Below are 14,477 nucleotides of genomic sequence, written 5' to 3'. Positions count from 1 at the left end.
TCCTTTAAATAGGTAAGGGTTTTCACAAATCGGTAAAAATTGCGATATAATAGGTCAAATTTAAAATATTTTTTGTCCAAGGTGGATAAGGTATGTCAGAAGATATCATCAACAACAATCCAAAAAAAGAGTTCATGTTCGCCCTAGTTGGCGTAGGTATGTTCTTAGCTATCGTTTTACTTATTGGTATATCTGCCTTTTTGCGTCCAGCAGGTGAGCATATCACTGCCGAGGCGACTGAGGAATCGGTTGCGGCTGAAAACGCAGAAGCTATCGTTGCTGAAGATACGGCTGAGCCTGCGGCTACTGATGGCGCAGAAGATACAGATTTGGGCGCTGGAGAATCAGCGGCACTAGAGGATCAAACAATAGGCGCTGCAACAGTGACACCAGATCCAAGTACGGGTGACTCTATCGTTGCAACTCAAGCAGCTGAGGCCACAGCAGACGGCGTTGTTAATCAAGAAGCCGTCGCCGAAACTGACTTGGTCGGACCTTCTGATCAAGTCGCAGGTACGGTTAATCCACCAGTAGCTGCGCAATAGGTTTTTGAGTCAAAAGTATCATTTAGACGTTGTTTCTAAGCCTTAGCACCATAAAAACTCGCCTTCATATTATGATGGCGAGTTTTTTGTTGTCTCGTTTTATAATAAAGAGTGCTTACAAATAATCAGTGTTTATAAATAGGCGCTCATCCCCAGATAAGCACTATAGCCAGATAATCATTATAAACAGATACTATCGCTATCTCATTATGACAATGTTACTAATAAAAAAGAGGTTCTATGTCCACTCAAGCCCTAACATCCAAAGCCAGTATTCAGCAGCGTATTAGCGAAGTACAAGCTACTCTTAAAGCGCAAGATCTCTCTGCGCTTATCGTCCCAACCGCTGATCCGCATTTATCTGAGTACTTGCCTGAGTATTGGCAGGCACGCGTATGGCTATCAGGGTTTACAGGCTCCTCTGGTACATTGGTCGTGACCGCTGATTTTGCAGGCCTGTGGACAGACAGTCGTTATTGGGTACATGCCGCGAGCGAGCTTGCAGATACAGGTATTGAGTTAAAAAAGCTGGCTTTGGGTGAGCCTAATCATGTTGAATGGTTAGCCGATCAGTTGCAAGATGGCGATAGCGTGACAGTTGATGGCAGCGTGCTCTCTATCAGCGAGCAGGATAAACTATTGGACGCTTTTGCTGGTCAAGACATCACTTTAATCACTGATCGAGATGTCCTTAGTCAAGTGTGGACAGATCGTCCTACGCTACCTACAGCTCAGCTATATCAGCATGAGGCGCCGTTTGTCTCGCAGTCTGCGGCGTCGAAAATAGCAGCCATTCGCGCAGGCATGACAGATGCAGGCGCGACTCATCATCTGCTATCTAGCCTAGATGATATTGCTTGGCTCACTAACTTACGCGGCTCTGATGTCGACTACAATCCTGTCTTTTTATCACATATGCTCATCAGCGCAGACAAAGCAACGTTGTTTATTGATACTCATAAAGTCAGCAGTGATATTGAACATTCTCTCAAAGAGAGCGGTATTGCCTTAGCAGATTACAAGGATATCAAAGATGCACTAGGACAATTGACCTCTGATGATTTGCTGCTACTAGACCCAAGTAAAGTTGCAGTCGGCACCTTATCTAAGATTGTTGATAACGTGGGCTTCATTGAACAAATAGCACCGAGCACTATGCTCAAATCCATTAAATCTGAGGCTGATATCGAGCATATCCGCGAAGCTATGCGTCAAGATGGCGCGGCGCTTTGTACGTTCTTTAGCGACTTTGAAGCGCGACTAGATAAAGGTGAGCGTTTGAGCGAATTGGACGTTGATCGTATGCTCATTGAGGTGCGCAGTCAGCAGCCAAATTACGTCTCACCGAGCTTTCCGACGATTGCAGGCTTTAATGAAAATGGCGCTTTGCCGCATTACCGCGCTACACCAGAGAGTTTTAGCTATTTGGAAGGCGAGGGTGGCTTGCTACTTATCGATTCAGGTGCTCAATATCAAAACGGCACTACCGATATCACCCGTGTCGTCGGCATTGGCGCTGTCACTAGTGCACATAAACGCGACTTTACGCTAGTGCTCAAATCGCATATTGCGCTTGCGCGTGCAAAATTCCCTGAAGGCATCAGCTCGCCTGCTATCGATGCGATTTGCCGTGCGCCATTATGGCAAGCGCAAATGGACTACGGCCACGGTACAGGACACGGCGTAGGTTATTTTTTGAATGTGCACGAGGGCCCGCAAGGCATCTCTTATAACGCCAGTAATACCAAAGAGCGGGCGATGCGGACAGGAATGATCACTAGTAACGAGCCAGGATTGTACCGTGAGGGCAAATGGGGTATTCGTATTGAAAATTTAGTAGTCAATACGCCAGTATCTGAGCCCAGCGAGTTCGGTCAGTTTTTGCAGTTTGAGACAGTAACCTATTGTCCAATAGATACGCGTTTAATTGACGAGTCACTGCTGGATCGAGTAGAAATCGATTGGTTAAATGACTATCACAGTCAAGTCTACAATGAGCTACAAGATCGTATTGAGGGAGCAGCTTTAGAGTGGCTTACCCAGCGTACGCAAGCTATTTAACCTTTAGATTTATAAAAAAAGGCGCTGTCGTTTAGATGACAGCGCCTTTTTATTACTAGTAGTCTAAGTAGTATTTAGATTATTCTTTATTATCTGTATCACTAAGAGGTGCTTTGTCTGGAATAGTTCCATCATTTTGCGTATTTGCTTGATCGGCGCTAGACAAGCGCTGGGTCACCTCAGCTCGCATCCAAGATTTAAGATTCTCAGAGATTTGCATCATTTGCTCGCTAACATAGTCGTCAATACTCGTTTCAAGCTCACGAATCAGGCTTTCGTGATCAGCATTTAGTTTACTGTCATTTAAAGACAAATGAATAGCGGTATGCGTGCGCGCATTTTGGGTTATTGCGCTTATGCTGTTGTCATTCGTCGCTATATTCTGACCATCTGAAACGTTTGTTTTTCTATCGGCGTCACTAATATCAGTATTAACATCAATATTAGCATCGGTACCCGCGGTGTCATTGTCTATCGTGTCTTCAACTATAGATTCACGCGCCCTAGCCTCTTGCTCATCTGCCTCTTCTTGTCGTTTGCGCTTGTTGTCCGCTTCTTTTGCCTCCAAAGCTTTTTCTTCTTCTTGCGCTTTTTTAGCCTCTATCTCTTCTTGTTCTTTTAAACGTAAGGCATCGGCAGCTTGCTTATCGGCAATGGCTTTAGCGATGGCTTGTTCTGCATGATGATTTTCGTATAATTCATCAAGATGGGCGTCCAAATCATGCGTGTCAAAGACAAAGTCTTCAAATGAAGTCTCAGGCTGGAGTAAGGTTGTGATATCAGTGAGCTCTTGAATAATAGCTGCGCGTATCAGCTCAGGCGCATATGTCCAGCGCTGGTAGAATTGTTGAGAGAATGAATAGCTTGACATGATATCTTCCATAAAGTGCTAAAAATTACCCCTTATCATACGCAAGTCGGATAAGGGGCTGCAAGAGGACAAACGTAGTAATCTAACGCGAGCATTGCGCTAAGACAAATCAAGCACCAATCTAAGCGTTTAAATCAGGTCCAACGCGCAAAGAGTAAAGAGCCGTTAGTACCACCAAAGCCAAAGCTATTGGACACCGCATACTTTAGATTATCGACTTTGCGTGAGGTATTGGCCACATAATCTAAATTACAGTTATCCTCGATATCATCTAAATTAATCGTTGGTGGAATGTGCTGATGCTGTAGCGCTAAGACGGTAAATATTGCCTCGATACCGCCTGCTGCACCTAGCAAGTGACCGGTCATGGATTTGGTTGAGCTGACGAGTATGCTATCTTTGATATCGGCAAATACTGTCTCAATCGCTAATGATTCTGCAACATCACCTGCAGGAGTACTGGTACCGTGAGCATTGACATAACCCACAGCGGACGGCTCGATGCCAGCGTCGTTGAGCGCATTTTGCATGGCTCGAGCAGCGCCACTACCGTCTTCGGGAGGCGCGGTAATGTGACTGGCATCATCACTCATACCGAAACCGACCAGTTCTGCTAAAATATTGGCGCCGCGCGCTTTGGCGTGAGCAAGGCTTTCGAGCACCATGACGCCTGCGCCGTCCCCTAAGACAAACCCGTCACGCCCCTTATCAAACGGACGCGAAGCCTTTGTTGGCTCGTCGTTGCGCGTAGAGAGCGCATGCATTGCGCCGAACCCTGCGATACCTAATGGACTTGAGCCTTTTTCGCTCCCGCCTGCCAGCATGACGTCGGCATCGCCATGAGCTATGAGTCGTGCGGCCAATCCGATAGCGTGCGTCGCTGTCGTACAGGCGGTGGATGTCGCTAAGTTTGGACCTTTTAAGGTATGTTTGATAGCCACAAGACCTGCTGCCATATTGACGATAGAGCCTGGAATAATAAAGGGCGAGACCTTTTTTGCGCCTTTATCTCGTAGCATATCGCGGCTGTTTTCAATAGTTTGAATACCGCCAATACCTGAACCCAAAATCACCCCAAAGCGCTCTTGATCGACATCTTTGACCGGGCTGTCAGCAGCGCTTATCTCATCGATGTAGCCTGCATTGTGTAGTGCCATAGAAGTGGCCGCTACCGCATAATGCATAAACTCATCGTAGCGGCGTGCGTCTTTAGGATTCATGTAGTGCTTGGCGTCAAAGTCTTTAACCGTACCAGCGATTTGCGCGCGGTACTCTTCAGGGTCAAAATGGGTGATAGGCGTAATACCACTCTCACCATTTAGCAGTCTTGTCCAAGTGCTCTCAACGTCTAGTCCTAAAGGTGTTATCGCACCCATACCCGTTACAACGACGCGCATCTCATCAGAGCGTTCATGATGCGCAGCTTTACGGCGTTTTTGGTAGGTGGATTGATCTTGATTCGAGGTGGCTTGACTCATATATATCGTCCTATACTTGCAGTTTAAAAATGGGTTTTGTACAGCGCACATGTGTGTTGCTGTACTGAGCGCTTGTCTTCCCTGACTGTAGGGCGCTCATCGATCGTATTGTTCATAAATTATAGCAACTATTATAAAACACATCAGTTTACGCGTGTAAACTTAAATAAGACGAGCCAGTTCGCCATGCAAAATTAATGTGGATAACCTTTTAAAAAGTGTTTAAATTTTTTATTCACAATGAGATCTAGTCTACTCTAAGCAAAACACACCTGACCTAATACCACGCTTTTATTAGCACCTGTTACCGCAGGCAGATTGCCCGTCTCACCCATTAACGTTTGACGCGCAAGCCAAGCAAAGGCCACAGCTTCAACCCAAGTTGGCGCAAGACCTAGAACCTCAGTCGTCTGCACACTAGTATGCGGCAAATGCGCTTGCAACCTCGTTATCAGATAACTATTTAGCGCACCGCCGCCGCAGACATACACAATGCTGTCATCATGAGATTGGATAAATTGATTGATCTGGTCGCTAGCACTCATAGCAGTCAGCTCGGTCAAAGTTGCTTGCACATCAGCGGATGAGTAGCGAATATGAGCCGATGCTTGATCGAATTTTTGTAGCTCATCTTGTAGCCATTCTAGATTAAAGTCCTCGCGCCCTGTGCTTTTAGGATAAGTTTTTGCAAAAAATGGATGCTCTATCAGCTGATTAAGTAGCGGCTCAACAACTTGCCCAGACTGCGCCCAAGCGCCATCGGCATCGTAGTCCCGACCAGTATGAAGCGCGGTCCAAGCGTCCATCAATACATTAGCAGGACCAGTATCATAGCCAGTCACCTTATCTGAGCCAGCAGGCAAGACGGTGATATTAGCAATACCGCCTAAATTTAGCAGGATACGCGTCGTGTGTGCATCTGAGAATAGAGCATGATGAAAGGCAGGTACTAGCGGCGCACCTTGCCCGCCAACTGCCATATCGCGGCGGCGAAAATCACTGACCACGCTGATACCTGTGCGCTCAGCGATAATATTGGCGTCAAGTAATTGCAACGTATAGCCCATCTGCGGGCGATGACGTACCGTTTGCCCATGACAGCCAATAGCTAGCACGGACTCTGCCTCGATATTGGCTCGTTGCAACAAGGTATTGACCGCATCACTTGCAAACTCGCCATATGCTTTGCTGGCCCAGCCAAACCAGTCTAATTCGCTATTGGGCTCGCTCTCTACTGGCGTTAAGGCTTGCACGCCATTAGGCTGACACAAGGCAAGCAGCACTTCTCGCAGACGCGGCGGGAAGTCTCGGCTATAGCTTGCCAATAATTGCATAGGTGCGGCGCTAGAGTCCGCCGTGAACTGACACAGTACCGCGTCCATACCGTCCAAACTCGTCCCTGACATCATGCCGATATATAGACCATCATTGAAGTTCTCGAACAGGGTTTGCTCTAGGGTATCGACAAGCGACATATCCTCGCCATCGCTTAGATCTACGTTGGAGTTTTGATTATCAATAACAGACACAGGCTTACTCATGGCAATTTACCTCAAAAAACGCTAGTATATCTCTCAAATTCTACCATCTTTTACAGGCTACAAGATTCTAATTGGCCCAAACGCGTAAGCCTTTTCATAATGACAATAAAGAGATTCTCATGACCACTCAAACCCATACCTTAGAAGACCAACTTGCCCTAATTGAACGCGGTACGCAAGAGGTGTTATCTAGAGACGATTTAATCGCTAAACTTAAGCTAGATCGTCCGCTACGTATCAAGGCAGGCTTTGATCCTACCGCGCCTGATTTGCATTTAGGTCATACGGTACTTATCAATAAGCTCAAGCATTTTCAAGATTTGGGCCATGAGATTTATTTTTTGATAGGCGATTACACTGCCAAGATTGGCGATCCTTCGGGCAAAAACAGCACGCGTCCGCCATTGACCGACGAGCAAATCAAAGTCAATGCTGAGACGTACGCTGAGCAAGTGTTTAAGATTTTGGATAAAGATAAAACCAAGATCGTATTCAACTCTGAATGGTTCAAAGATATGTCAGCGGGCGATATGATTCAACTCTCAAGCCAGCTGACGGTTTCGCGCATGCTAGAGCGTGATGACTTCTCCAAACGCTACGCGGCGCAAACGCCTATTGCCATTCACGAGTTTCTCTATCCCTTAGTGCAAGGTTATGACTCTATCGCGCTTGAGGCGGACGTTGAGCTTGGCGGTACCGATCAAACCTTTAATATTTTGATGGGACGCACCCTCCAAGGTCGTTATGGTCAAGAGCCACAAGTTTGTATTACTGTGCCAATCTTAGAAGGGCTAGACGGCGTCAATAAAATGTCTAAATCCTTGAACAATTACGTCGGTATTTATGATGCGCCAGGCACCATGTACCAAAAGCTTTTATCCATGCCAGATACGCTTATCCGTCGCTACTTTGAGTTTTTGAGCTTTAAGCCGATGGATGAAATTGAAAGCTTGATGGCGGAGATGGATAACGGTCGTAATCCGCAAGAGATCAAACGCATTTTAGCCGAAGAGTTAATCGAGCGCTTCCACGATAGCGACGCCGCTGCTAATGCGCACAAATCTGCTGGTAACGTCTTAGCCGATGGCGAATTGCCTGTCGATCTGCCAGAAGTTACATTGGACTTAGAAGGTGCGGATGCGCTATTTATCACTCAAATCCTAAACCAAGCACAGCTTGCCAAAAACAACTCAGCAGCCAAAGATATGGTCAAACGCGGCGCGGTAAAAGTCGATGGCGAAGTGGTTGATGCTGGGTTTAGCTTAACCTCAGGGCAAACGGTAGTCATTCAGGCAGGTAAAAAGGCATATGCTAAGGTGACGGTGGGATAAAGCGCGTAGGATTAATAAGGTAAATAAAAAAAAGGCAAGAGGCATGAAGCAAAAATATCAATCCATACCCCAAGGCATCTACCGCCACTACAAAGGCAATCTGTATCAAGTCTTGCATACCGCGCAGCATTCTGAAACCGAGGAGTCGCTAGTAGTTTATCGTTGTCTCTACGGCGAGTATGGCATGTGGGTACGACCGCTTGCGATGTTTGCTGAGACGGTTATGATAGATGACAAAGAAGTACCACGCTTTGAGCTGATTAAAACTCTAGCGGATTGATGATTAAAATACCTTTTTAACATCCCAAAAAAAGCGACCCTATAAAGGTCGCTTTTCTTCTTTGAGTGAAAGTATGACGTCAATTAGCTACCTAAAAACTTAATAAGCGCTTCGTTAAACTCTTTAGCATGCGTGACATTAATGCCATGTGGGCCACCTTCAATGATATGCAATTGACTATCAGCGATCATCTCATGCGAGCGCTCACCACTGACTTCAAAGGGTACGATTTGGTCGGCATCACCATGGATCACTAAAGTGGGTACATCGAATTTCTTTAAATCATCACGAAAGTCAGTGTACGCAAAGGATTTAACACAGTCATAAGTGGCTTTAGCAGACGCGTATGACGCGATATCGCGGTTATACAAGCGCATGGGCTTACTGACCAACAGTTTGCCGTCTTTTGGCGTAAAAAAGTTCTTAGTGAAGTCATTTAAAAAGGCAATACGGTCGCCGCTGACCCCATCCAAAAACTCTTGTACATCCGCCTCTTCTAAGCCGCCATCAGGATTATCATCTGCCTTGAATAAATAAGGCGGCACTGCTGAGGCCAGCACGGCTTTACTCACACGCTCAGAGCCATAGTTGCCAAGGTAGCGCGCTACTTCACCACCGCCCATAGAGAATCCAACGATAGTAGCATCTTGCAAATCAAGCTCATCCATCAGTGCCTTTAAATCTTGAGCTAAGGTGTCGTAGTCATAGGCTTCCCAAGGCTGGGAGGATCGACCAAAGCCGCGTCTATCATAAGTGATGACTTGATATCCAGCTTCGACTAAAGCCATAAGCTGTGACTCCCACGCGCGTCCACTTAGCGGCCAGCCATGAATGAGTACCACAGGTTTGCCGCTGCCTTGAACTTCGTAATATAGATTAACGGGTTGATTGTCTTGAGTATCGACTTTTATATAGGGCATATTCATATCCTTTTGAATGATTATTTTTTTGGTGGCGTTATGTATGATTATCTTTTTATAAGACATCACAGTGGTACGCCAACTCTTAAGTATAAGAGCTGGTTATGTTATTTGCTGTGAGAGGTTGTGATAAATATAGTGTGGTTGTGTGAGCAGGGGTCGTCTCTAAAATCATTTTAAAAGAATGCTTTAAGCACTTTATAAAACCTAACGGGCTCATCAAGTGGTACGGCATGACCTGAGTGCGGTAAAACGATTTCAGTGGCATTGGGCAGCATCTGCGTCACCTTTTGTTGCCACTTAGGATCGTAGAGCTTTGAGCGTCCGCCAATCAGATTGACGACAGGAATAGTCACTTTTTCTAACGCTCCGCGAAAGTCATAGGGCAGCTCCAAATAAGCTTGCAAGCATTGTCTTTTATGATTCCAGATACTATGCTCATAAAGCGCAAGCTTAGGATCGTTTTTGTAGGTTGTCGCTTGCACAAACGCTTTTGAGCGTGTGCGATTAACTGACAGGAGTGAAAACAACCGCTCGACATCGGTAGCATGGCGTTTGAGGGCAAAGGGTAGATGCGTAAAGCTGCCACTATCGGCATAAGGCAAGGTTTTGTCGATGACCTCTTGAAAGATATCGAACACTTCTTGCTGGCGCGTACCAAATAGGCCGCCTTGCCAGTCGGGCTGATTATGAATAGCAGGGTTTTGATCGATATTCAAAAATTGGCTAACTCTATCCACGCCAAAACGTTCGAAATAGGCCCACATGACCTGCGCGCCCATAGAGATTGCCGCAATAGGCAGAGACTCTACTTCTCTGAGCGTACAGATATGCTCAACCATATCATTCATATCCTCAGCGTATTGACGGATAAAATCAAACTGAGTCAAAGCAATCTCTTTGGCCTCACCAAAGCCTCTAAAGTGCGGCAAATAAAAGGTGTGTTTGCCAAGGAGCGGCGTTATAAACGGCAAAAACTCACGCGCATCCATACCATAGGCGTGCAGCAGTAATACAGCTGGCCCTTTTCCAATTACTGAAACAGGTAGCCGCGTGCCGTCAGCTGCTGTGATATTTATGGTCTGTAACTGATATGGCGTGAGCAAGTTTTTTATCATAGCGTGTTTTATAGTTTCCTAAAAATGTTGTGGATAGCAGTGTGATTTAAATGTTTATTGCCACAATTTAGCGTACTCGTCGTCACTGATAGTAGCGATATCTAACTCATTTAACATAGTACGCAGTGCTGACCAACGCTCCTTGTTAGGCTCAATAGGAGTAATCAGGCGACTTAGCGTATCGGTGATAATGTCATCCATTAACGCTGAGGGCTCATCTGCTGTGTAGCCGTAATAAATCTCGCGCGCTTTTTTAGGCTGACTAGTGCATAGTTCAGCCATTTTCATCGTCACTTTGACAAAGTGCTCCATAGCGTCTTTTTTGTTGTCCCACAGACTATGCGTGGTCATCATCTCTAGCGCTGAAAAGTTTGGATAAGGCGATAAGTGCTGATCAATAAAGGTGTATTCAAGTCCGATGTGATTGGCCTCGATGCCTTCAAAGTTATAAAAGCACAGCCAAGCCCCATCGAATTCGCCAATTGCATCGCCTTCTTGCAAGTTCTTTAGATGTTGAAAGTCGGTTTCTACAAATTCAACACTCGCGCGATCCAAATCAAAGCCATTTTGCTTTGCATAACGACGTAGTATCTCAAAACCGATTTTGTTGGTAATAGGATTAGCAGAGGGCGTCGTAATACGAATGGGCTGATTTTGTGTAAACTTATCCACACCGCTTTGCTTCATCATAACCCCGCCGTCGGTCACAAAAAAACAGCCAAGCGCTTTTAAATCAGTGAAGTAATGCTCAAAAAAATGAATCGGCTCATTAACATGAAAGTCGATATTACCTGCTTGTAGCTCGGCAAAACCATCATAGTGTTCAGTCGGCTCAATCATCGTAATATCGAGCCCAGCTTCTTTGTATGCACCAGTATGAATACCGGCGATAAAGGGCAGATGATCAGGATTCAAAAACCATTCTAGTGTCAAAGTGAGCGATGTGTTCGCCATCATATATCCTTATCGTATCGGTTAAAGGTTCAGTGATAACACCTTTTATAACAAAAGCTACGGTAATAGAGGTTAAAAACCGTCAAACTGACCATAGCACAAAAATGTTTTTATAATAAAAATACTTAGTATTGATACATCATAAAAGGGATATAGGTTTATGAGCAGATCGACGTTGTCCGCATTAGATACGAGTCTATATCCGCAAGTTTGGAGGCAGCAGACGGTTATAGATCCGCAAAACTTGCTTATGGCGCTTTTGACAGGTGATATCGAGATTGATCCAAAAGAATTTACTAAGCTATTACTAAAAGACACCGTGTACCAAGAATGGATCAACGCGACTGTATTTGGGCGCTATATTCAGCGCAGCTTTACCGCTTTTTATCGTCAGACCGAAGATAGCTTCAACATGGATATGCCCGCATTGTTTCGCCGTGAGCTCATGCGCCATGCGCAGTTTTTACCTATCAATCAGATATTATTTGTCGCAGGAGATATTCCCAAAAGCGCGCGACTCGACAAGCTTTTCACCACAACGGTCAATCCAGCAACCGCCCTCGATGATGCACAAAAAATAAGCCAAAACGCAGTGAAATCTGGACGATTACTCTCTCAAGAGATTATTATTAATAAAATAAAAGTGGCTGGCAAACAAGTCGTGGGCTTTCCCATACGTCATAATAAGCGTACGAGTGAACGCACACGTAACGAGGTGCTCATCTTAGATTTCAATGACTTGCGTTTGGTTAGCGAAGAGGTTGTAGAAGCAAGCGCTATTAAAAAAAGCAATACAGCCGAGACCATATTGCTTCGATATTATGAATTACGCTGATAGTGTTATCAACAATAGCAGCTTAACTTTTAAGACTAGTCTTTAGCAATCGTTAACCCATTAAAGGTTTGCGCGACTGGCATGACCTCCAAGCGATTGACGTTGATATGCGCAGGCGATTCAATAAGCCAGAGCAAGATATCGCCGATATCTTCACCCGTCATGGTTTTAAAGCCATCATATACCTTTGCTGCTTTGTCATCATCGCCGTGATAGCGCACGTTTGAAAATTCTGTACCCGCTACATTACCAGGCTCGAGATTGGTCACGCGTACTTGCGTACCGAGCAAATCTGCACGCAAATTTAAGCTAAACTGCTTTACAAAGGCCTTAGTCGCACCATAAACGTTACCACCATAATAGGGCCAAGTGCCCGCGATAGAACCGACGTTGATAATGTAACCGCTATCACGCTCAACCATTACTGGCAGGACGGCATGAGTTAAGGCCATCAATCCTTTGACATTGGTATCGACCATTTGCATCCAGTCATCAAGCGCGGCACTCTGGGCAGGCTCCGTACCGAGCGCGAGTCCAGCATTATTAACGAGCACATCGATCTGAATAAAATCGCTTGGCAAGTCTTTGATAATTTGTGCAATAGAGTCGGTATCGCTGACATCCATAACCACGGGCAAAAACAATTCACCTAATTCGTCAGCCATAGCATTTAGTTTGTCTAAGCGACGAGCACAGCCAATAACGCGGTGGCCTTTAGCGACTAATTTTTCAGCCAGCGCTTTACCGAATCCAGCGCTAGCCCCTGTAATCAATATATTCATTATCTGCCCCTCTGCGATGTCAATGTTTATTGTTTACCAAAGATTTTATCGCCCGCATCACCTAGACCTGGAATGATGTAGCCGTCTTCATTTAGATGACTGTCGAGCGCTGCGGTATATATCTTTACATCAGGATGTGCTTCATTGACTAGGCGTACCCCTTCAGGAGCGGCGACCAGCACCAAGGCTTTTATATTTTGACAGCCATGTCTTTTTAGCATGTCAATAGTGGCGACCATAGAGCCGCCGGTGGCGAGCATAGGATCGATGACCAGTGCAGGACGCTTATCCATGTGGCTGACGAACTTCTCAAAGAAGGGTACAGGCTGCAAGGTTTCTTCATCACGTTGCAAACCGACAACTGAGATTTTTGCTGTGGGAATCAAGTCGAGCACGCCGTCCAGCATGCCCAAACCTGCACGCAAAATAGGCACAACCGTTGCAGTCTTGCCGACAATTTGCTCACCATCGATCTCGCCGCACCAGCTCTCCATTGGAAAGGTTTCAATTTCAAAATCATGACTTGCTTCATATGCCATCAGGCGCGCAAGCTCTTTGGTCAGTGTGCGAAACTTATAGGTACTACAGTCCTTTTCGCGCATAAGACTCAGCTTATGACGCACCAAGGGATGATCGATGACCGTAATGTTTAGCTCACTCATAACTACTCTCTTATTAGATAGATTAGGCGCTAGTAGGTTTAACACTAGCTCTTTGTTCTTAATATTGGGTTCTTGATAGTGGATGATGCTCGTATGCTATGATAACAAAAAAACCGCTTTTCTAATGAAGAATGTTATGACCAAACCATCCTCAAAAGCTCAGATCGACAAAGACGATTCTACTAATAACTTAGATAAGGCAAAAACTGCTAGTCCAGAAATAGAAGATCATCCCTTTAAACCTGTATTGCCGCCCAATGCCACCGTTATGATGATGGGCAGCTTCCCGCCGACCTCTGACAAATGGGCGATGCGCTTTCATTACCCCAACTTTTATAATGACATGTGGCGTATTTATGGCGGCGTCTTCTTTGACGATGTAAACCACTTTAGGGTAGGGGATGACAAACGTTTTGATCCTGATCAGATACGCGAATTCTTATTTGAGCGCGGGATCGCTTCTTGTCCGACAGTCAGACAAGCGATACGAGAAACGGGGAATGCATCAGATAAAAACCTTACTGTAGTCACCCCGGTTGATTTGGATCTGATCTTACCGCAAGTGCCAAAAGTAGAAGCATTATTTACCACAGGCGGTAAGGCAACAGAGGTTTTGATTGAGCTATTAGATATCTCCTTACCCAAGTCCAAATACCCAAAAACCAATCAAAGCATGGCTTATCCTTATAAGTGGCAAAGCGATGATTCAGAACTAATAGATCAAAAAGTAAATAAGTTAACTCTACATAGATTGCCGTCTACCTCACGCGCATATCCTCTAGGATTAGATAAAAAGATAGCGGCTTACAAAGGATTTTTTGAAAAGCTGGGTAAGCTATAAAAAGAATGATAGCGTATGGTGAAGTTAGCGAAGCGTAATCCACCACTCTAAACTCTTGATAAACAGGCACAATTAAATTTTCAGCGGATTAAATTAGAATAAACCTAAAACAGAGGTTGACGCCTAACCGAAAGCGCGTATAATGCCACCCAGTCGAGAGGGAAGGCGGATTGAGAATGAGTTATCATTCTAACCAACCAGCCAATAGCGAGAAGTTTCAACCTAACTACTTTAGTAATTAGAAATGAAATTTCAAAC

14 protein-coding genes are annotated in these 14,477 nt (G+C 45.2%); 6 read left to right on the top strand and 8 right to left on the bottom strand.

Features of this window, described 5'->3' with window-relative positions:
- Positions 1–92 precede the first annotated feature (92 nt).
- Together ACTXGE_RS07050 and ACTXGE_RS07045 are read left to right on the top strand one after the other, a co-directional pair.
- Positions 93–545, top strand: coding sequence for a hypothetical protein (locus tag ACTXGE_RS07050; protein ID WP_443542789.1), 453 nt, complete (start codon positions 93–95; stop codon positions 543–545).
- A 240-nt stretch (positions 546–785) separates the two neighbouring features.
- Entirely contained in the window at positions 786–2,606 is a 1,821-nt protein-coding gene (locus tag ACTXGE_RS07045) for an aminopeptidase P family protein (protein ID WP_443542791.1), read from the top strand.
- Between the two features lie 79 nt (positions 2,607–2,685).
- Here the strand turns inward: ACTXGE_RS07045 and ACTXGE_RS07040 are convergent, their stop codons facing one another.
- From ACTXGE_RS07040 to ACTXGE_RS07030, 3 genes are all read right to left on the bottom strand, one after another.
- Entirely contained in the window at positions 2,686–3,477 is a 792-nt protein-coding gene (locus tag ACTXGE_RS07040) for a hypothetical protein (RefSeq protein ID WP_443542793.1), read from the bottom strand.
- 134 nt (positions 3,478–3,611) lie between these two features.
- On the bottom strand, positions 3,612–4,955 hold the full coding sequence (gene fabF / locus ACTXGE_RS07035; RefSeq protein WP_443542794.1) for a beta-ketoacyl-ACP synthase II: 1,344 nt from the start codon (positions 4,953–4,955) through the stop codon (positions 3,612–3,614).
- Positions 4,956–5,212: 257 nt separating this feature from the next.
- Positions 5,213–6,496: an anhydro-N-acetylmuramic acid kinase gene (locus ACTXGE_RS07030; RefSeq protein ID WP_443542796.1), complete on the bottom strand. Its 1,284-nt coding sequence runs from the start codon at positions 6,494–6,496 to the stop codon at positions 5,213–5,215.
- Positions 6,497–6,615: 119 nt separating this feature from the next.
- On the opposite strand from ACTXGE_RS07030, the gene tyrS reads away from it, so the two are divergent.
- Together tyrS and ACTXGE_RS07020 are read left to right on the top strand one after the other, a co-directional pair.
- Entirely contained in the window at positions 6,616–7,827 is a 1,212-nt protein-coding gene (gene tyrS, locus ACTXGE_RS07025) for a tyrosine--tRNA ligase (RefSeq protein WP_443542798.1), read from the top strand.
- A gap of 43 nt (positions 7,828–7,870) precedes the next feature.
- Entirely contained in the window at positions 7,871–8,107 is a 237-nt protein-coding gene (locus ACTXGE_RS07020; protein ID WP_443542800.1) for a DUF1653 domain-containing protein, read from the top strand.
- 83 nt (positions 8,108–8,190) lie between these two features.
- On the opposite strand, the gene ACTXGE_RS07015 is transcribed toward ACTXGE_RS07020, so the two are convergent.
- The 3 genes from ACTXGE_RS07015 to ACTXGE_RS07005 all read right to left on the bottom strand — a co-directional run bounded on the left by ACTXGE_RS07015 (position 8,191) and on the right by ACTXGE_RS07005 (position 11,099).
- On the bottom strand, positions 8,191–9,027 hold the full coding sequence (locus ACTXGE_RS07015; protein WP_443542802.1) for an alpha/beta fold hydrolase: 837 nt from the start codon (positions 9,025–9,027) through the stop codon (positions 8,191–8,193).
- 176 nt (positions 9,028–9,203) lie between these two features.
- Complete coding sequence (locus tag ACTXGE_RS07010; protein WP_443542803.1) at positions 9,204–10,145, bottom strand: alpha/beta fold hydrolase; 942 nt, start codon at positions 10,143–10,145, stop codon at positions 9,204–9,206.
- A 54-nt stretch (positions 10,146–10,199) separates the two neighbouring features.
- The gene (locus ACTXGE_RS07005; RefSeq protein ID WP_443542805.1) at positions 10,200–11,099 is read right to left on the bottom strand and encodes an ABC transporter substrate-binding protein; all 900 of its coding nucleotides are present in this window, start codon (positions 11,097–11,099) and stop codon (positions 10,200–10,202) included.
- A 160-nt stretch (positions 11,100–11,259) separates the two neighbouring features.
- Between ACTXGE_RS07005 and ACTXGE_RS07000 the strand changes: the two genes are divergently transcribed.
- Positions 11,260–11,934, top strand: coding sequence for a hypothetical protein (locus tag ACTXGE_RS07000; RefSeq protein ID WP_443542807.1), 675 nt, complete (start codon positions 11,260–11,262; stop codon positions 11,932–11,934).
- Between the two features lie 35 nt (positions 11,935–11,969).
- Here ACTXGE_RS07000 and ACTXGE_RS06995 read toward each other — a convergent pair whose 3' ends face one another.
- Together ACTXGE_RS06995 and upp are read right to left on the bottom strand one after the other, a co-directional pair.
- On the bottom strand, positions 11,970–12,716 hold the full coding sequence (locus tag ACTXGE_RS06995; RefSeq protein WP_443542808.1) for an SDR family NAD(P)-dependent oxidoreductase: 747 nt from the start codon (positions 12,714–12,716) through the stop codon (positions 11,970–11,972).
- A 26-nt stretch (positions 12,717–12,742) separates the two neighbouring features.
- Positions 12,743–13,378 carry a uracil phosphoribosyltransferase gene (gene upp, locus ACTXGE_RS06990; RefSeq protein ID WP_435949759.1) on the bottom strand — a complete coding sequence of 212 codons (636 nt, stop codon included), beginning with the start codon at positions 13,376–13,378 and terminating at the stop codon, positions 12,743–12,745.
- Positions 13,379–13,514: 136 nt separating this feature from the next.
- Here upp and ACTXGE_RS06985 point away from each other — a divergent pair, with 136 nt between their 5' ends.
- Positions 13,515–14,219 carry a DNA glycosylase gene (locus ACTXGE_RS06985; RefSeq protein ID WP_443542811.1) on the top strand — a complete coding sequence of 235 codons (705 nt, stop codon included), beginning with the start codon at positions 13,515–13,517 and terminating at the stop codon, positions 14,217–14,219.
- Positions 14,220–14,477: the final 258 nt, after the last annotated feature.

It is taken from the genome of Psychrobacter sp. T6-4, assembly GCF_052258425.1.
In the GTDB taxonomy this organism is placed as follows: Bacteria; Pseudomonadota; Gammaproteobacteria; order Pseudomonadales; family Moraxellaceae; genus Psychrobacter.
The sequence above is the reverse complement of the archived record's forward strand: the minus strand, read 5'-3'. Positions and strand labels throughout refer to the sequence as shown.